Raw genomic sequence first — 18,919 nt, forward strand, 5'->3', positions numbered from 1 at the left:
GAGGCAGGAATGATTGCACTGGGCGTCGACGTCGGCGGAACGTTTACCGATCTGATCCTGGCGGATCTGGCGAAGGGAGACGTCACCATCCACAAGACGCCTTCCACGCCGAGCGATCCGGCCAAAGGGGTGATCAACGGCGTCAGGGGGATCTGCGAACTCACCGGCACCGAACCGGGCCGGATCGACGCCATCTTCCACGGCACGACGGTCGGCACCAACGCCATGCTCGTCCACGACGGCGCGGTGACCGGCATGATCACCAATGAGGGTTTTCGCGACATCCTCCATATCGGTCGCCACCAGCGACCCCAGCATTATTCGATCATGCAGGACCTGCCCTGGCAGAGCCGCCCCCTGATCCGCCGCCGCTTCCGCAAGACGGTGGCCGGACGGCTGGACGCCAAGGGCAACGAACTGGTTCCGCTCGACGAGGAGGCCGTCGCAAAGGCCGCCCGCGACCTGGGCGCGGCCGGCGTCGAGGCGATCCTGGTCGGCTTCCTGTTCTCCTACGTCAATCCCGCGCACGAACGGCGCGCCGCCCAGATCGTGCGCGCCACGCTGCCCGACGTCTTCGTGACCACTTCGGCCGAGGTCTCGCCGCAGTTCCGCGAGTTCGAGCGCTTCACCACCGCGGCGATGTCGGCCTTCATCGGACCCAAGGTACGGCGTTACGTCAGCAGGCTTTCCGACGAACTGCGCGAGATCGGCGTCAATGGCGAATTGCGGGTCATGACGTCGAACGGCGGCCTGGCCACGCCCGAAATGATCGCCGAACGCCCGGCGACCACCCTGCTGTCCGGCCTGGTCGCCGGCGTGCGCGGCGGCGCCTGGGTCGGTTCGCATGCCGGCACCGACCGGCTGGTAACGCTCGATATCGGCGGCACCAGCGCCGATATCGGCATCATCCGCAACGGGCGGCTGGCCGAAGCGGACGCGCGCAGCGCCAAGATCGCCGATTTCCCGGTGATGCTGCCGATGATCGACATCCACACGGTCGGCGCCGGCGGCGGCTCGATCGCTTATATCGACCGCGGCAAGGCATTCCGCGTCGGACCGCAGAGCGCGGGCGCCGATCCGGGCCCTGCCGCCTACGGACGCGGCGGCACGGTTCCCACCGTCACCGACGCCAACCTGGTGCTCGGCCGGCTGGTCGCCGACAATTTCCTTGGCGGGCGCATGGGGCTCGACGCGAAAGCCGCGGCGCGCGTCATCGGCGAGCTTGCCGAAAAACTCGGCCGCACGCCCGAGGAAACGGCGGAAGGCGCCCTCACCGTGCTGAACAGCAACATGGCCAACGCCATTCGTTCGCGCACCGTGCAGAAGGGCATCGACCCGCGCGACTTCACCCTGTGCGGCTTCGGCGGCGCAGGCCCGCTGCACGCGGCCGGGGTGGCAACGATGCTCGACATGAAAAACGTGCTCATCCCGCCGCATCCGGGCATCACGTCCGCAGTTGGCCTGCTGACCGCCGATCTCGAATATCACGCGCTCAGAACCGCGTTCGCGGTCAAGGGCGCGCTCGACATCGCCCGGCTGCAGACGCTCTACGATGACATGGAGCGCGAACTCGGCGCGATCTTCGCACGCGACCGGGTGCCTTCCGACAAGATCAAGATGCTGCGTCAGGCCGATCTGCGTTATGTCGGCCAGGGTTACGAGCTGAAGATCGACGTGCCGGACGGCCCGCTTACCGAAGCCGCGCTCGACCGGGTTTGGCAGGCGTTCCACGACCGCCACCGCGAGGAATACGGCCACGCCTTCGAGGCGAGCCCGATCGAGATCGTCACGGTGAAGCTACGCGGCCTCGGCATGGTGGACAAGCTCGCCGAACCGCCGGCCTACACGGTGTCGTCGGAGCCGAAGCAGGTCGGTGTCGGTCGCTGCGTGTTTCGCGTCGACGACACGCTGGAAACCCACGACACACCGCATATCGAGCGGAACTCGCTGCCGGTCGAGCGCAAGTTCGCCGGCCCGGCGATCCTGCTTCAGACCGATACCACGACCGTGGTGCCGCCCGGCTGGACCTACTGGGCGGACCGACACGGCAATGTGCGCATGACGCACGACAACCAGGCTTGAAGGGGACCGAAAGATGCAAACACGCGTTGATCCCTTCCTTGCAGCGGTCATCCACGGGGCGCTGGAAAACATCGCCATCGAGATGGGCCACAAGCTCATGCGCATGAGCTATTCGAGCATTATCCGCGAAAGCGAGGATTTCGGCGCGGCGCTGACCGACGCGACCGGCCGTCAGCTTTGCGAATGCACGATGAGTACGCCGCTCCAGTCCGGCCCGATTCCCGGCTACATCGCAGGCATTCTGCGCGAGTTGGAAAACCGTGGCGACCGGGTGAAACCCGGCGACGTGTTCATGCACAACGATCCCTATGGCGGCGCCTCGCACGGCCCCGACGTCGGTTTCGTCGTTCCGATCTTCCACATGCAGGAACTGGCCGGTTTTTCGGTAACGACCGCGCATCATCTCGACATCGGCGCGCTGACGCCGGGAAGCTGCGGCATCGTCGATGCGGTCGACACCTACGCCGAAGGGCTCCAGTTCAAGGCGGTGCGCGTCTACGAGGACGACCGCAAGGTGGAACCGGTCTGGCAGATCCTGCGCAGCAACATCCGCATCGCCGACCTCGTCGTCGGCGACATGGAGGCCCAGGTCGCCGCCGCCCGGATCGGCGCGGAGCGCTACTCCGCGCTTCTCGACCAATACGGCCTCGACACGGTCACCGGCGCCTACGAGGACCTGCTCGACTATTCCGAAAACCTAATGCGCGACGCCATCGCGCACATTCCAGACGGGCGCTACAATGCCCGCACCTTCATCGACGGCTATCTCGACAGCCCCGATCCCGCGCTGAAGGAACTGCCGATCGAGGTAACGCTGACCATCACCGGCTCCGATATCCATGTCGACCTGACCGGAACCGCGCCGCAAACGCCGAACAAGCCGATCAACATGCCGCTGGTCGGCACGGTCGACTGCGCGGTCTGGCTGACGCTGCGCTCCATCCTGCTCGACAGCGACGTCTACGGGGCGATCCCGCAAAACAGCGGCCTGACCCGGCCGATCACCATCCACGCTCCGCAAGGCTGCCTCGCCAACCCGACCTTCCCGGCCCCCGTCATCGCGCGCTTCTGCCCCGGCAACGCCGTGGCCGACACCGTGATGAAGGCGATCGCGCCGGCGGTTCCAAAACAGGTCAGCGCCGGGATCGGCAATCTGCGGGTGATGGCGTTCAGCGGCGTCTCCAACAGCGCGCCCTGGGTCCATATGGAGATCATGGAGGGCGCCTATGGCGGCCGTTACGGCAAGGACGGCATGGACGCCGTCGACACGCTCTACGCCAACACGCGCAACAATCCGATCGAGGACATCGAATCGCATCTGCCCTTGCGGGTGCTGAACTACGAACTGCGCGAGAACGTCGCCGGCCCGGGCGCCTCGCGCGGCGGCATCGGATCGATCCGATCGTTCGAACTGCTCGAGGACGGCGCGGTCTCGATCGAAGGCGACGGCCAGCGCTTCGATCCCTGGGGGTTTCTGGGCGGCGCCGACGGATCGCCGGCTAAGATCGAATTGGTGCAGGCGCGCGGCGCCACTGTCGAACTGCCGTCGAAGCTTCCCTATCGGCAACTGTCCAAGGGTGACCGCATCACCGCCTACGGCCCGTGCGGCGGCGGATATGGCGATCCGCTGGAGCGCGATCCGCAGGCCGTTCTCGACGACGTGCTCGACGGCCTGATCGATGCCGCCTCGGCACGCGCCGACTACGGCGTCGTCGTGGACGGACAAGGCGTGGACGAGGCGGCGACGCGGGAGCTGCGCGCCGGCCGCACCTAGGACGCGGTCCGCAACCGGGCGTGTCGGTAGCCAGACCCGTCGCGTCCGCATGAGGAAATGACCGCGATGCGGCTCGCATGAGCCCGCCTCCAGGTCAAAGGGGATCCAACGCGTGAAAAGGGAGAATGGCATGACACGCCTAAAAACATTGACCGGTCTCGCATCCGCCTTCGTTCTCGCCAGCCTGCTGCCCGCCGCGGCACAGGACGGCGTCGACCAGGCGCGTGCCAACATCGAAACCTATTCGGGCATTCCCGATTTCGTGGCCCCGGGGGAACCGTTCGACGCCAAATCCTGCATGGCCGGCAAGAAGATCTTCACGATACCGGCCTCCAGCTCGATCCCGTTCATCAAGACGATCAGCGATCACAAGGGCAAGCTCGCCGCCGAGCTCGGCTTCGAGCACATGGAATGGGAGAACCAGGGCAATCCCACCCAGTGGATCCAGGGCATCGAGCACGCCGCCAACAATGGCTACGACCTGGTGAGCCTGCTCGCCGGCGCCGATCCGCGCTTCTTCGAGCCCCAGGTCGCCCAGGCCCAGGCCGCTGGCGTCAAGATCGTCACCTCGCACCTGACCGGGCTCGAGCAGGATGCGCCGGCCGGCGTCGACGCCGCCGTGGCTATCGACTACCGCAAGGCCGGCGAATTGATGGCCGACTGGACGATCGCCCAGACCGGCGGCAAGACCAATGCACTGGTTCTGGTCTCCAACGAGGCGCTGTCGACGGATTCGATCGTCAGCGGCCTCAAGGAAGCCTTCGACACGCGCTGCCCCGACTGCAAATACGAGATCGTCAACGTGCCGATCACCGATTGGGCGACGAAGATCCAACCCACGGTCGCCGGCGCGCTGCAAGCCGATGCCGACCTCAACTACGTGATCCCGATCTACGACAGCATGTCGAGTTTCGTAACACCGGCGATCGCGATCGCCGGCCGCAACGACCGGGTCAAGGTCGCGACCTTCAACGGTACGCCTTTCGTGCTCGACCTGATCCGCGCCGGCGACGTGGAGATGGATATCGGCGAGAACCTCGACTGGATCGCGCACGCCATGCTCGACGCCGAGATGCGGCTGTTGTGCGGCAAGGAAACCATCCGCGACTCCAAGGTTCCGCTGCGCGTCTTCGACGCGGACAATATCGGCGAGGTCGGCGAGCCGGCCGATGCGGCCAAGGGGTACGGCGACGCCTATGTGACGGGCTACCGGAAGCTGTGGCAGCTGCCTGAGTGAACGAGCGGCATCCTCCCAGGCTGGCGATCAGGGGACTGTCGAAATCGTTTGGCGGCGTCCACGCGCTTTCGGGCGCCGACCTTGCCGTCATGCCGGGCGAGATCCACGGGCTTCTCGGCAAGAACGGCTCCGGCAAGTCCACGCTGATCAAGATCCTGTCCGGCTTTCACAAGCCGGACGGGGGCGCACTCGAGATCGACGGAAAACCAGTGCCGCTGCCGATACCGCCCGGCCGCAGCGAGCGCATCGGATTGTCCTTCGTCCACCAGAATCTGGGCCTGCTGCCCGAAGCCACGGTGCTCGAAAACCTGATCGCCGGCGATCATGAGCGGGTCGCGTCCTGGTTCATCAACTGGCAGGCGGAAGCCGCGCGGGCGCGCCGGCTGTTTGCGGAGCACCACCTCGATCTCGATCCCTGGGCCGCGGTCGAGGAACTGACGCCGGTCCAGCGCGCCCAGCTCGCCATCATCCGCGCGGCCGACCGCGTCGGCTCGCACAACGAGCAGGCCACGCCGGGGCTTCTGGTGCTGGACGAACCGACGCCTTTCCTGCCGATCGAGGACGTTCGCGAACTCTTCGCCATGATGCGCCGGCTCAAGCAGTCCGGGGTCAGCATCATCTTCGTCTCGCACGACATCGACGAGGTGATGGAGATTACCGACCGCGCCACCGTGCTGCGCGACGGCCAGGTCATCGGCAGTTTCGAAACCGGCCGCACCGACCGCTCCGAAATCGTCGCCGCGATCGTCGGCCGCTCAATGAGCCAGGCCAGACTCGTCGGCGACGCGCCTTCCGGAACTGACGCGGCAACGGTGGTCAAGGGGCTGCGCGGCCGGTTCGTCGACGATCTCGACCTAAGGGTCGCGCCCGGCGAAATCCTCGGCCTGACCGGACTGATCGGTTCGGGTTACGACGAGGTCCCCTATCTGCTGTCGGGCGCGTCAGCGGCGATAGCCGGCACGCTCGCCATCAACGGCCGAAACCACCATCTGCGCCATCTCAAGCCGGCCGACGCGATTGCGGCCGGAATCGTGTTCATTCCCGCCGACCGCCAGAAGGCGGGCCTGGCGCTCGACCTCACGCTCGCCGAAAACGCGATGCTGCCGGCCATCGTGCAGGGCGACGGTCGCCTGCGGATCGATCACCGCGGCAACAGGACGATCACGGCCGAATTGATGCGCCGCTTCGTCGTCAAGGCGCAGTCGCCGCAGCAGGCGGCCTCGGAACTGTCGGGCGGCAATCAGCAGAAATTACTGCTTGCCAAATGGCTGCGGCTCGAACCGAAACTGATCCTGCTCGACGAGCCCACGCAGGGCATCGACGTCGGTGCGCGCCGGGAGATCTACGACCGGCTGCTGGAGGCGTGCGCCCGGGGCGCCGCCATCATCTGCGCCACATCGGAGTTCGAACAGCTCGAAATGATCGCCCACCGCGTACTTGTGTTCGAGCGCGGCCGCGTCAAGGCGGAGCTGCGCGGTGACGCGGTCGCAAAATCGTCCATCGAGGCGGCCTGTTACGGGGAGAGCAGAATTCATGCGTCAGTCTAGTGTCGGCTATCAAGTCGAGCGGTTCGGGCTCGTTCTGGTGTGGCTGGCCGTCATCGCGATCTTCGGCGCCATGCGCCCCGAGACGTTTTTGAGCTGGTCCAACTTCTCCAGCATCTTCGGCTCCGAGGCCGTGCTGGTGATCGTCACCCTCGGCTTGATCATTCCCCTGACCGCCGGCGATTTCGATCTGTCCATCGCCCAGACCCTGACATTCGTGTCGATGCTGACCGCGATCTTGAGCGCGCGCCTGGGCGTGCCGCTCGTCTACATCATTCCGATCGCGCTGGCAGCCGGCGCTCTGGTCGGCATGGTCAATGGAACGATCGTGCTGTTTTTCCGCGTCCATTCGCTGATCGTCACGCTCGGAGTGGGGACGTTTCTGCATGGCATCACGCTGTGGATGAGCGACAGTCAGACGATCAGCGGCGTCTCGCGCATGCTCATGCAATATGTGATCATCCACCGGATATTCGGCATCCCGATCAGCTTTTATTACGCGATCGCACTGGCCGCGATCATCTGGTACGTGCTTTCCCACACCGCCTACGGGCAGCAATTGCTGTTTACCGGGCGCGGGCGCGAGGTCGGCCGCCTCACCGGCGTGGCCGTCGGGCGCGTGCGCATGATCGCCTTCGCGGCCTCGGGCATGATGGGCGCGGTCGCCGGCATGCTCTATACCGGCACCACCGGCTCGGCCAATCCGAACTCGGGAACGACCTTGCTGCTGCCCGCCTTTGCCGCGGCCTTTCTCGGCGCGACCTGCATCAAGCCGGGCCGCTTCAACGCGTGGGGATCGGTGATCGCGGTCTATTTCCTGGTGACGGGCATCAACGGGCTTTCCGTGCTCGGCTTCCGCACCTATGTGCACGATCTTTTCTACGGCGGCGCCCTGGTGCTGGCGGTGATGATTTCTCAACTCGTCAGCGGGCGCAGGGAGAGGACGCTTTGACCCGGATTGCCAACGATGCCATGCCCCCGCTGCAGATCAACGCCGATCGACTGTGGGCGCGCCACATGGACATCGCCCGGATCGGCGCGATCGCCGGCAACGGATCCTGCCGCCTTGCCATGACGGCGGAGGACGCAGAAGCGCGCGCGCTCTTGGCGTCCTGGTGCCGCGACGCCGGTCTCGAGCTAAGAGTCGACCGCGCCGGCAACATGGTCGCGGTCCGCCCCGGCAGCGATCCGGCGCGCGGCATCGTGGCCTCGGGAAGCCATCTCGACACCCAGCCGCACGGCGGCCGCTTCGACGGCGTCTCGGGCGTGCTGGCCGCGCTGGAAGCGGTGGAGACGCTCAACGATGCGGGCATTGCGACCGCGGCGCCGCTGGCTGTGGTCAACTGGACCAACGAGGAAGGCGTGCGTTATGCGCCGGGCCTGCTCGGTTCGGCCTGGTATGCCGGACTGTTGACGGATGAGGCGCTTTCCGACACCCGCGCCGCCGACGGCATGCTGTTCGACGACGAGGCGCGCCTGCGCGGCTGGCTCGGGGACTCTTCGGAAAAAATCCCGCTCGCGGCGTTCCTCGAACTGCATATCGAGCAGGGACCGGTCCTGGAGCGGGAGGAAAAGCAGGTCGGCGTCGTCACCTCCGTCCAGGGCCTGACCTGGCTCGACGTCAGGGTTTCGGGCACCGACGCCCATGCCGGCACCACGCCGCTGGACCACCGGCAGGACGCGCTGCTGGCGGCCGCCCGGATGCTGGCGGCGCTCAACGAGGCCGGCTTGGAATGCGGCCCGGCGGCACGCGTCAGCGTCGGCCGTCTGACAACCGCCACCGACGGGCCGAGTACCGTCGTCGGCGAAGCCGCCTTCGTGATCGACATCCGCCACCCCGACACCGGAACGTTGGCCGGGCTGACCGCCAAATGCACCGCGATCTGCGAAACCCTCGCCGTCCAATCCGGATGCACGGCCACTGTTACGCAGCGCATCTCCGTTTCGCCGACCCAGTTCGACGCAAGCTGCGTTCGCGCCCTTGAGGACGGCGCCGCGCGACGCGGCTACGCCTATCGCAAGATCGCCAGCGGCGCGCTGCACGACGCCGCCAATGTCGCCAAGGTGGTGCCGACAGCGATGGTGTTCGTGCCGTGCCGGGACGGCATCAGCCACAATGTCAACGAATACGCATCGCCCGAAGACCTGGCGGCCGGAACCAACGTGCTGCTCGACGCCCTGCTCGACCTGGCGCGGTGATAGAACCGGTTTTCGCAACAACCGCCCTTGTGTGCCATGCCGGTCGGCAAGAGTGCACGAGCGAAGCACCCTCGCGGCCGACGATCCGGCCGGCCCGAGGATTTCGGTTCGCCGGGCGCCGGCTACCGCACCGCCCCCCACAGCCGGTGCACCATCGCCTCGTAGTCGAAGCGCTCGAGCACCTCGAGGCTCGGGCGCAGGCCGAAAATATCGGCGCCCGCCGCCGCCAACTCCTCGATGCCGGCCCGGCATTCCTCCGCCGAGCCGATCACGGCGATCCGGTCGATATAGTCATCCGGGATCAGGTCCGGTCCGACCTTGGTCGCGCCGCCGCGCATGACGGCGCGGATCTTCTCGACCTCGTCCTTGTCGATCCCCAGGATCCCCGTCACCTTGCTGTGCGAATTGGCGATGGTGCGCGCGGTGATCAGCCGGATCGTGTCGTACATGGCCGATTTTTCCTCGCCGCAGAGGGCAAAATTCCAGGCCACGATCTTGACCGCGTCTTCCGGCCGGCCGGCCGCCGCCGCCGCCTCGCGGATCCACCCCGTCACCGTCCTCATCGCGTCGGGACGCCCGACATTGCCGACGATCACGCCGTCGGCAACCTCGCCCGCCATGCGGAAGGCGCGCGGATGGGTAGTGGCGACATAGATATCGACCGGGTTCTTCGGCTTGAACTCCATATGCGCGTTGTCGAAACGAAAGACGTCGTTTGCGACCGAATGATGCTCACCCGCCAGCACCGCCTTCATCGCCACGATGGCGTCGCGGGTGGTTTCGGTGAAGTCTCCGTCCGGCGCGGCCATCGCCTTGCGCGTCGGCTTCAGCCCCGCGCCAATGCCCAGCACGACGCGGCCCTCGCACAGATCGGCCACCGTGCCCACGGCCCGGGCTATCTGGATCGGGTGCCGCGTATAGGGATTGGCGATGCCGACCCCGAGCCTGATCGTGCTGGTCTTGGCCGCGATCGCGCCCAATAGCACGTACGGATCGCGCATGAAGGTCTCGTCGGGCACCCAGACCATGGGAATGCCGGCGTCCTCGGCCCGCTGCACCATCTCGATGACCTCGGCCGCTGTTTGCCGCGGCAATGCGCAAAATGAAAAATCCATACCGTCCTCTCGTTAGCTCGTTGCCGCTTTCGCCGCGGTGGCTTGGCTCTTGGTCTCGATGACATGCGCGATCGCGCGGACAATGCCGCGATAGCCGGTGCAGCGGCAGATGCAGCCGGCAAGCTCGGCGCGGATCTGCTCGATATCGGGCCGGTCGTGACGCAGCACGATGTCGCGCGCCGTGGCCAGCATGCCCGGCGTACAATAACCGCATTGAAGCGCGTGCTCGTCGCGGAAGGCCTGGCGCAGCCGGGCGACCACCGGATCGTCGTCAAAACCTTCGACCGTGGTGACCCGCACGCCCTCGCACGAGGCCGCCAGCGTGATGCAGGAGCGCATCGGCATGTCGTCCACCACGACCGTGCAGGCCCCGCAGGCGCCATGCTCGCAGCCGAGATGCGTGCCTTTCAGCGCCAGGTTCTCGCGCAGGAAATCGGCCAGGCTGAGCCGCGGATCGATCTCGGCGCGCACCGGCCCGCCGTTGACGGTAAGCGAAAGCGTGGTCACGACAAAACCTCCTTCATGGCACGGCGCAGGCAGGTGGCATGGATCTGCATCTCGTAGCGGTCGAGATCGGGTTCGCGCTCAGCAAGCGCGGCGCGGATCGCTGCCTCCGCCGCCAGGCTTCCGGACGCAACCGCCCCTTCCAGAGCCTCCAGCCGACACGGCCCGCCGACCGCGCTGCTGCCGGCGACGACGCGGGTGAAGCCGCGCGCGGGATCGTGCACCACCGCTGCGATCGCCTCGCCGAAGGCCCCTGCCTTCTTGCGCATCTTGCGGTAGGACCAGCGGGCCGAAGGCGACAGTTTCGGCAACCGGATCCCAGTCAGCATCTCGTCTTCTTCGAGCGCCGTGGTGAAAACGTCGACGGAAAAGTCCTTGGCCGCCAGCGCCCGTTCGCCATCGGGACCGGCAAGCAGCATGGTGGCGCCGAGCGCCATCATGGCCACCGGCCAGTCGGCTGCGGGGTCGGCATGGCACAGGCTGCCGCCCAGCGTGCCGCGATTGCGCACGGCGCGATAGGCGATGTCGCGGGCGACGAAGGCAGTCATGCCGCGCCAGTGATCGCCCGACGTACCGTCCTCAAGCGTTGCGTGGGTGACGCCGGCACCGATCCGCACGGTTTCGCCTTCGTCAACGACGGCACGCAGGTCGGCGATCGCGCCAATGTCGATGAGCGTCTCGGCAAAGACGACGCGCAAATTGAGCATCGGCACGAGCGACTGGCCGCCGGCGAGTATCCGCGCGCCGCCGGCGCCTTTGGCGAGCGCGGCAACGGCCTCGGCAATGGTGGCGGGACGCAGATAGTCGAACGCGGGAGCCTTCATCGCGCGACCTCCTTCCTGCCGGCGGCGCGGTCCTGGGCATCGAAGATCGCCTGCAGTACCCGACGCGGCGTGGCCGGAACGGCGCACAGCTCCGCCCCGGTGGATCGGAGCGCGTCGTTGATGGCGTTGACCACGGCGGCCGGCGGGGCGATGGCGCCGCCTTCGCCGACGCCCTTCACGCCGAAGCGCGTATAGGGCGAGCGCGTTTCCATGTGGTCGAGCCGGATCATCGGAATCTCGCTCGCCGCCGGCACCGAATAGTCGCCAAACGTGGTTGCAAGCGGCTGTCCCTGGTCGTCGAAGGGCACTTCCTCGAACAGCGCCGTACCGATCCCTTGCGCGACGCCGCCCAGCACCTGGCCGTCGACGATCATCGGGTTGACCCGGGTGCCGCAATCGTCGACCGCGACATAGTCGAGCACCTCCACGGTTCCCAACTCCGGGTCGACCGCCACCCGCGCGGCATGGGCGGCATAGGCGAAGGGCGCCCGATCGCCGTCGGGGCGATAGCCGCCGGTGACCTCCAGCCCATCGCGCAAAAGCTCCTCGGGTAGATCGAAGGGACGGAAATGCCAGATCACTGCTGCTTCCTCGATCGTCATCGAGGCTCCCGGCCCGACGAGTTCGCCGGCCTCCAGCCGCACATCGTCGGCCGTGCACTGCATCATGTGCGCGGCGATTCCCCTGAGCTTGAACGCAAGCTTGTCGGCGGCGGCGGCCACCGCGCCGCCGGTCATGACGACGGCGCGCGAAGCGTAAGTACCGGTCGAATAGGGCGAAAGCGCCGTATCGCCATGGCGCACCGACACGCGCTCGGGATCGATGCCCAGCACTTCCGACGCGATCTGGGCCAGTGTCGTCTCCATGCCTTGCCCGTGCGACTGCACCCCGACCCGGATCTCCAGGCTGCCGTCCGGCTGCATGAGGGCGGCGGCCTGCTCGAAGCCGGGCATCATCTGCACGCCGATCTGGGAGATGGTGGCGGTCGAGACCGCGGTGTGCTCGGTATAGACGGCATAGCCGGTGCCGATCAGCCTGTCGGGTCCGGCCTCCGACGAAACCGCGTCGACCAGCACACGCGCACGGCGCAGCGAGGCTGGGTAGTCGCCGCTGTCATATTCCTTGCCGGTGATCGCCTTATAAGGCATCGCCGCTGCGGGAACGAGGTTTTCCAGCCGCACCTCGACCGGATCGCGGCCGACTGCCCGCGCCACCGCGTCGACGAGGGTCTCCATGGCGAAGCAGGCGCCGGGGCGCGCGACCGCCCTGTAGGGCGAAAGCGGCGGCTTGTTGGTCGCGACCGTCATCGTACGTACCCGGTAGCCGCCAATATCGTAGGGGCCGGTCAGGATGCCGCTTGCCTGGATGGCGTCGAAACCATTGGTGTGCGGCCAGATCGAATAGGCGCCGGCATCGGTGGTCAGCACCGCGTCAAGCGCCAGGATGCGGCCGCGATCGTCGGCATGCGCCGTCATCTGGTAACGATGCTGGCGCGCGTTGGCGCCGGCGGTCAGGTGCTCGAACCGGTCTTCCAGCCAGCGGACCGGCCGTCTTAGCCGCAGCGACAGCCAGGCGACGATCACTTCCTCGGGATGCAGGATCGCCTTGTAGCCAAAGCCGCCGCCGACGTCGGGCGCCACGACACGTATCTGGCGCTGCTGCAGGCCGAGGCACTGGCAAAGCGCGTTGCGGATCATGTGCGGCGACTGGGTGGAGGAATACACGACAAGCTGGCCGTCGCGGGCATCGAAATGGGCGAGCGCGCCCTTGCCCTCGAGCGGGACCATCGCCTGGCGCGCCATGTCGAGCGTGCGCGTCACCTGCACGGTTGCGCGCGCCACCTGCTCCTCGATACCGCTGTCGAAGCGGGTTTCCATCGATAGATTCGTGCCCCAGTCCGCGTGCACAAGCGGCGCGCCCTCAGCCATCGCCGCGTCGATCGACGCCACCACGGGCAGTTCCTTCAGGTCGGGGACCACCTGCTCGGCCAGATCCTCGGCCTGTGCCCGGTTCGGAGCGAGACAGGCGGCGATGATCTCGCCGACGAAACGCACGCGGGTCAGCGCCATTGGCGGGCTGCCTATGATCCGGTGTCCGGCCACGTTGGACGTGGGCCGGATCGGCACCACGCCATCCATGTCGTGCGCGGTGAAGACCCGCTCGCCGGCCTCTTCCGGTTTTTCGATCCCCACGATCTCGGCATGGGCCAGCGGGCTGCGCACGAAGGCCACGTCCAGCATGCGCGGCATTTCGATATCCGCGAGGTAGCGGCCGCGCCCGTGAAGAAAGCGGTCATCCTCCTTGCGCGGAAGAGACGCGCCGACGCCTGTGTGTGTCATGGGATTGTCCTTCGTTCCTTCGCTCCGGCCGCCCTCAGATCCCGACAAAGGAGGTGAGCCACAAGGCGGTCGCCGGAAAGAAATAGACGATCAGCATCACCAGCACCTGGCAGGCCACGAAGGGCATCACGCCGAGCGCCATCTGGCGGTAACTCATGTCCGGCGGCGCGATCGAGCGCAGATAAAACAGCGACGGCGCCATCGGCGGGGTCAGATAGCTGGTCTGCAGGGCTATGATGGCAAGCACCGCGAACCAGACCGGATCGATGCCGGCGGCGCGCAGGAGGGGATCGTAGATCGGCACGCAGATCAGCACGATCGAGATCCAGTCCAAAACGAAGCCGAGGATCATGATGATCAAAAGCACGATCAGGATCAGTTCGCCCGACGACAGGTCCATCGCCAATATCGTCGACTGGATCAGTTGGCGGCCGCCATTGATCTGGAAGATGCTGGTGAACATCGTTCCGCCGACGACAATGAACATGACCATCGCGGTGATCACCAGCGTCGCGCGCGTCGCCGACCATAGAACCTCGATCGTGAGACGCCGGTAAAACAGTGTCAAAATGATCGTTCCGAGCGCGCCAACGCCGGCGGCTTCCGTCGGCGCGGCGATCCCGGCGATGATCGACCCGACCACGGCCAGCACCAGCCCCAGCGCCGGCAGCAGCGAGGTCACCGTGATCCAGATCTTGTCGCGCGTCGGCATGGCGATGTCCTCGTCCGCCACCGGAGGACCGTCCTGGGGACGCAGCGCGCAGCGCACCAGCGCGTAACCCAAGAAGCAGGCGACCATCAGCACGCTCGGGATGATGACCGCGGCGAACAAATCGCCGATCGAAAGCTGCCCTTGGGTGGCGTAGACCACGACGACGATCGACGGCGGGATCATGGTGCCGAGCGAACCGCCGGCGCAGATCGTGCCGGCGATCAGGTCGTTGGAATAGTTGTATTTCTTCATCGCCGGGATCGCCATCATGCCGACCATGACCTCGACCGCGCCGACAATGCCGGTTCCGGCGGCGAAGATCGCGCACATCGACAGCGCGGCGAGCGACAGTCCGCCCGGCAACCGGCCGAGCCATAGCCGCATGGCCTCGAACAGGCGCGCCGCGATCCCGGAGCGCTCCAGCATGGCACCCATGAACACAAACAGCGGGATGGCCGCGAAGGTCGGCTGGGAAGCGACCTTGTCGACGAAACGGTAGAGCTGGGCCGGCGCGATGTCGCCGAAGGCCAGAAGCGCGAAGCCGAAGGCGGTGACGATCAGGCTAAAAGCGACCGGCAGTCCAAGCAGGATGAGGAGGAAAAGGGTCGGGAACATCAACCCCGCGAGCAAGGGATCACCCATCACGCCCTGCCGCTTTCAAGGAGGCGCGCAGGCCGGTCACCAGGATCTGGGCGGTGAGCATCACCATACCCGCCGCCAGCGCGGCGTAGAAAGGCCACAATTGCGATGCGAACGCGCTGACCGGGTCGACCTCGCCCCTTTCGTAGGCGCGCAGCGCCTTGGCGACCGCGACATAGCTGATCGCCGAAAAGCTCGGTAGAGCGAGTGTGAGAAGCAATACGGCGCCGATGCCGGAGCGTAGGCGCTCGGGCAGCATCAGCACGAGGAAGTCGATGCTGACATGACCGTCCTCCTTCAGGCAGAAGGCGGCCGCGCACAGGAACAGCGCACCGCCCAGCATATAGGTCAGGTCTCCCGCCCACAGCGTCGGGCTGCCGAAGACGTAACGGCTGACGACCTCGAAGATCATCACCGCGATCAGCAGAAAGACCATGATGCCCGAGAGGAAGGCGAAGCCGGCCGATAGTCTGTCGATGAGTTTCATTGTGACTTCCTGCTGGAAGGCCGGGCCCGGAGCCGCGAAGCGCGACCCGGGCCCGGGTCCGATCATTTCCGATCCAGGTGCTTAAAGGAAGCGCCGTCGGCATAGAGATCCTGATAGGCGAAGTAGCTCTCGCCGATCTTCTTCATCCACTCATTGCCGCTTGCGGTCTGCTCCTCGGCCTTGGTCGTGGCCCATTTGCGGCCCGCCATGGTGATCGCCTCGGTGACTTCCGCCGGCAATTCCTGGAGTTTGTTGTTGCCCGCGCGCAATTCCTTCATCGCGACCAGGTCGGCCATGCCCGACTGCAGGTAGCTTTCAAACACGGCGAGCTTGGCAGCCGCGGTCACGATTTCCTTGAGGTCATCGGGCAACGCGTCCCACTTTTCCGCCGTGACGATGAATTCGTTGATCCCGGCGGGGAAGTGAAGACCCGGCGTGATGATGTACTCGGCCGCGTTTTCCAGTCCCGCGATCTGATTGTCGGCCGGCCCGGACCATTCGGCGATGTCCACCCCGCCGCGATCGAGCATCTGGTATACCTCGCCGCCGGTGACGAAGACCGGCGCGGCTTCGAATTCCTCCGACAGGATGGAGGCCCAAGAGCCCGCGGCGCGGAACTTCAGGCCCTTCAGGTCTGCGACGCTTTCGATCGGCTTGTGCGAATGCCAAAGCTCCGTGCCGACGACGCCGCCGACCAGGGAATGCAGGCCGAGCGTATCGCGCTTGAACTGCGTCAGCAGATCCTGCCCGCCGCCTTCATAGAGCCAATAGAGCATGGTTTCGGGTCCCATGCCGCCGGGATGGCCGGCGTAGAAGCTGTTGGCCGGATCGGCGTTGACCGCGTAGAGCGGTGTGATCATCGCCGCATCGGCGGTCCCGTCGAGCACCGCCTCGTAGTTTTTCGTCGCCGGAGCGAGCACGTCGACCGGGTACGGCTCGATCACCAGCCGGCCCTCGGAGAGTTCGTTCACGCGCTTGGTGAAGGGCATGACGATGTTTTTCCACAGGCCCCAGGTCTCGCCGGCATAGCTCGACATTCGCCAGGTGATCGGTTCGTCCTGCGCCAGAGCCGGGAGCGTGCCGGCAAAGGTTGCGACCGCCACAAGGGCCGCCTTTGTCCACCGTTTCATGTGTTGGTTCTCCTGTTGATCCCCTCCGGTTGGTTTTTCGGAGGCCATTGGTTCTTTTTCATCTGTGTCCAAAAATGCTTGCTCTGCAGGTACCCTCCACATCGGTCAGATTTCCAGTCCGTAATTTTCGCGGAGCGCGCGCGTGGCGTCCTCGAAGGAGCCGTCCGTTTCCGGCAGGCCCTCGCCCGCCCCGTCGACATCCTTCATTCCGCTCGCAGTCGCCAGACAGACCACCGGGCCGTCGGGCAGCCGTTCGCGAGCGGCCTGTTGGCGCAGGCCGGCGAGCCCGGCCGCGGCGGAGAATTCCACCCAAAGCCCCGACTGCGCGAGCTTGGCGCGCGCGGCCTCGATCTCCTCGTCGTCCATCGCGAGAGCGGCGCCACCGCTTTCCAGGATCGCGCGGCGGCCGCGCAGTCCGCCGACCGGTGTGGCGATCGACAGCGCCTTTGTGCTGCCGTTGGGCGACGGCACGCTTACGACAGGCTGATCGTCACGCATGGCACTGTGGAGAGGACCGTAGACGGTCGATTCGCACGAATAGAGCTGCGGAACGCGCTCTATCAGCCCCAACGCCCTGAGTTCGGCGAACCCTTTCCACACGCCGTAGAGCAGTTCGCCGTAGCCGGTGGGCACGAAAACCGACCCGGGCGCATTTCCGCCGAGATCGCGGAAGATCTCGTAGGCGATCGACTTGTAGCCCTCGATCGCGAACGGATGTCCGGTATGGGCCTGTGGCGTCAGATTGCTGACCGGATGGAATCCGGTCTTGGCCTGCAGCCGGGCCATCAGGTCCCAGCGGCGTTCGGACGGTACGGCGAGTGCCGCGGCGCCATAGGCGGCAACGAAGCGCTGCATGGCGAGCGGCGCGGTGGAACTCGCCAAGACGATGCAGGGCAGGCAGGCCGCGGCCGCGTAGGCCGAGGCCGAGGCGCCGTGATTGCCGGATGAGGCAACGATGACGCCCGGCGCGCCGTCGAGCTGCGCGGCGCTGACGGTACAGCGGTTGAGACGGTCCTTGTGGCTCCAGGTCGGATTGCGGCCCTCGTCCTTGATGAAGACGGGACGGTCTATGCCGGCCCAATCGGCAAGCGCCGCCAGTTCGAAGAACGGCGTTTCGCCCTCACCCAGATTGGTTTGCGGCGTCAGCGGCGGCATCAGCGGGCCCCATGCGCCAAGCCCGAGACTGGGGCCGCATCGCGGCGCGTCAAACAGGCTCACGTCCAGCGCGGAATAGTCGAAATCCAGCTCCAGAGGCCATGGCAGCGACGGATCGGCGTCCCGGCGAAACTCACCGACCCGCGGCGGAAACAGCGGAAAATCGACGGAGAGGTCGCCCATCGCGGTTTGCCGAAGCGCCAGGGAGTGGGTGTGCTTGGTGTGCATGAGGTCAGGGAATCCAATCGCCAGTAGATGTTTCTGTTTTTGATTGACCGTTCCGATTACTGGAATGTATTCACGTTATGGGTCAAGTGAGCGGCACCGTCGCCGGCTTGCCCGACAGCCAGTCGAGGTCGAAATGCCGCCATCGAACGTTTCCCGGACCGACGAGATCGATCCGCGAACCCAACCCAATCTGAACCTGGCGCGCGGGCTGCGCATCCTTGAGGCATTCGACAGCGAACATCCCGAATGGGGGGTTCGGGAATTGGCGCGCGCGCTCGACGCCAATCCGACGACCATTCACCGGCTTCTGACCACGCTTGAGAATTTCGGCTATGTCGAACACTCGAAGAACTCGCAGCGTTATCGGCTGAGCGCCAAGGTGATGCGCCTGGCCGGCCGCTACGCGGAACAAAACCCGGTTCAGGACGTGGCGCGCCGCGTGTTCGAGGAATTGTCGGGAGAGTTCGAACACAGTTTTTATCTCGGCGTCCTGAACAACTTCGAAGTGGTCTACACCGCCGTGGTGGAAGGGCGCGGCGCGCTGAAGATCTCCACCCATGTCGGAGAGCGCATCCCGCTGCACACGACCGCGATCGGCAAGGTGCTGCTGGCCGCGCAGGACGGCGCCTACTTCGAGCGCTTCATCGCCGCCGGGCCGCTGACCCGGCGCACCGACAAGACCAAGACCACGCCCGAGGCGCTGCAGGAAGATATCGAGGAAGTGCGCCGCTCGGGCTTCGCCGTCAGCCTCGGCGAGAATTTCGAGGATATCGGCGCGATCGGCGTACCGCTCTACGACGCCCAGGGAAGCGTCGTCGCAGGCCTTTCGCTCGGCTTTCCGCTGCATCTGCTCACGACCGGACGTCTCGAAATCACCGCGCTCGTTAAGCTGGCGCAGGCGCTGTCGGCGGGCATAACCTACCGGATCGACGGCCGGCTGCCCTGATCGC

15 protein-coding genes are annotated in these 18,919 nt (G+C 66.1%); 7 read left to right on the forward strand and 8 right to left on the reverse strand.

Annotated features, from left to right (window positions below; all coding sequences use genetic code 11):
* Positions 1–9: 9 nt before the first annotated feature.
* From GN330_RS00940 to GN330_RS00965, 6 genes are all read left to right on the forward strand, one after another.
* Complete coding sequence (locus tag GN330_RS00940; protein ID WP_156710694.1) at positions 10–2,082, forward strand: hydantoinase/oxoprolinase family protein; 2,073 nt, start codon at positions 10–12, stop codon at positions 2,080–2,082.
* 13 nt (positions 2,083–2,095) lie between these two features.
* Positions 2,096–3,856 (forward strand): hydantoinase B/oxoprolinase family protein, encoded by a 1,761-nt coding sequence (locus tag GN330_RS00945; RefSeq protein WP_156710695.1) that lies wholly within the window; start codon positions 2,096–2,098, stop codon positions 3,854–3,856.
* A gap of 130 nt (positions 3,857–3,986) precedes the next feature.
* A complete protein-coding gene (locus GN330_RS00950; RefSeq protein WP_156710696.1) occupies positions 3,987–5,093 on the forward strand; it encodes a sugar ABC transporter substrate-binding protein in 1,107 nt (368 codons plus the stop codon).
* Positions 5,090–6,640, forward strand: coding sequence for an ATP-binding cassette domain-containing protein (locus GN330_RS00955; RefSeq protein WP_156710697.1), 1,551 nt, complete (start codon positions 5,090–5,092; stop codon positions 6,638–6,640). The genes GN330_RS00950 and GN330_RS00955 overlap by 4 nt, the downstream gene beginning before the upstream one ends.
* Positions 6,627–7,589: an ABC transporter permease gene (locus tag GN330_RS00960; RefSeq protein ID WP_156710698.1), complete on the forward strand. Its 963-nt coding sequence runs from the start codon at positions 6,627–6,629 to the stop codon at positions 7,587–7,589. Before GN330_RS00955 ends, GN330_RS00960 begins: the two co-directional genes overlap by 14 nt.
* Positions 7,586–8,836 (forward strand): M20 family metallo-hydrolase, encoded by a 1,251-nt coding sequence (locus GN330_RS00965; protein WP_156710699.1) that lies wholly within the window; start codon positions 7,586–7,588, stop codon positions 8,834–8,836. Before GN330_RS00960 ends, GN330_RS00965 begins: the two co-directional genes overlap by 4 nt.
* A gap of 122 nt (positions 8,837–8,958) precedes the next feature.
* Here GN330_RS00965 and GN330_RS00970 read toward each other — a convergent pair whose 3' ends face one another.
* The 8 genes from GN330_RS00970 to GN330_RS01005 form a co-directional block, all read right to left on the reverse strand.
* Entirely contained in the window at positions 8,959–9,951 is a 993-nt protein-coding gene (locus GN330_RS00970; RefSeq protein WP_156710700.1) for an LLM class flavin-dependent oxidoreductase, read from the reverse strand.
* Between the two features lie 12 nt (positions 9,952–9,963).
* Positions 9,964–10,458, reverse strand: coding sequence for a (2Fe-2S)-binding protein (locus GN330_RS00975; RefSeq protein ID WP_343040127.1), 495 nt, complete (start codon positions 10,456–10,458; stop codon positions 9,964–9,966).
* The gene (locus GN330_RS00980; protein WP_156710702.1) at positions 10,455–11,279 is read right to left on the reverse strand and encodes an FAD binding domain-containing protein; all 825 of its coding nucleotides are present in this window, start codon (positions 11,277–11,279) and stop codon (positions 10,455–10,457) included. The genes GN330_RS00975 and GN330_RS00980 overlap by 4 nt, the downstream gene beginning before the upstream one ends.
* Positions 11,276–13,618, reverse strand: a complete 2,343-nt coding sequence (locus tag GN330_RS00985) for a xanthine dehydrogenase family protein molybdopterin-binding subunit (RefSeq protein ID WP_156710703.1) — start codon at positions 13,616–13,618, stop codon at positions 11,276–11,278. The genes GN330_RS00980 and GN330_RS00985 overlap by 4 nt, the downstream gene beginning before the upstream one ends.
* A gap of 34 nt (positions 13,619–13,652) precedes the next feature.
* Positions 13,653–14,972, reverse strand: coding sequence for a TRAP transporter large permease (locus tag GN330_RS00990; RefSeq protein ID WP_156710704.1), 1,320 nt, complete (start codon positions 14,970–14,972; stop codon positions 13,653–13,655).
* On the reverse strand, positions 14,965–15,456 hold the full coding sequence (locus GN330_RS00995; RefSeq protein ID WP_197434976.1) for a TRAP transporter small permease subunit: 492 nt from the start codon (positions 15,454–15,456) through the stop codon (positions 14,965–14,967). The genes GN330_RS00990 and GN330_RS00995 overlap by 8 nt, the downstream gene beginning before the upstream one ends.
* Before the next feature lie 62 nt (positions 15,457–15,518).
* A complete protein-coding gene (gene dctP, locus GN330_RS01000) occupies positions 15,519–16,586 on the reverse strand; it encodes a TRAP transporter substrate-binding protein DctP (RefSeq protein WP_197434977.1) in 1,068 nt (355 codons plus the stop codon).
* 105 nt (positions 16,587–16,691) lie between these two features.
* Positions 16,692–17,969 (reverse strand): threonine synthase, encoded by a 1,278-nt coding sequence (locus GN330_RS01005; protein WP_156710707.1) that lies wholly within the window; start codon positions 17,967–17,969, stop codon positions 16,692–16,694.
* A gap of 133 nt (positions 17,970–18,102) precedes the next feature.
* Here GN330_RS01005 and GN330_RS01010 point away from each other — a divergent pair, with 133 nt between their 5' ends.
* Positions 18,103–18,915 carry an IclR family transcriptional regulator gene (locus GN330_RS01010; RefSeq protein WP_197434978.1) on the forward strand — a complete coding sequence of 271 codons (813 nt, stop codon included), beginning with the start codon at positions 18,103–18,105 and terminating at the stop codon, positions 18,913–18,915.
* The last annotated feature ends 4 nt before the right edge of the window (positions 18,916–18,919 follow it).

This window comes from Nitratireductor arenosus, assembly GCF_009742725.1.
In the GTDB taxonomy this organism is placed as follows: Bacteria; Pseudomonadota; Alphaproteobacteria; order Rhizobiales; family Rhizobiaceae; genus Mangrovimarina; species Mangrovimarina arenosa.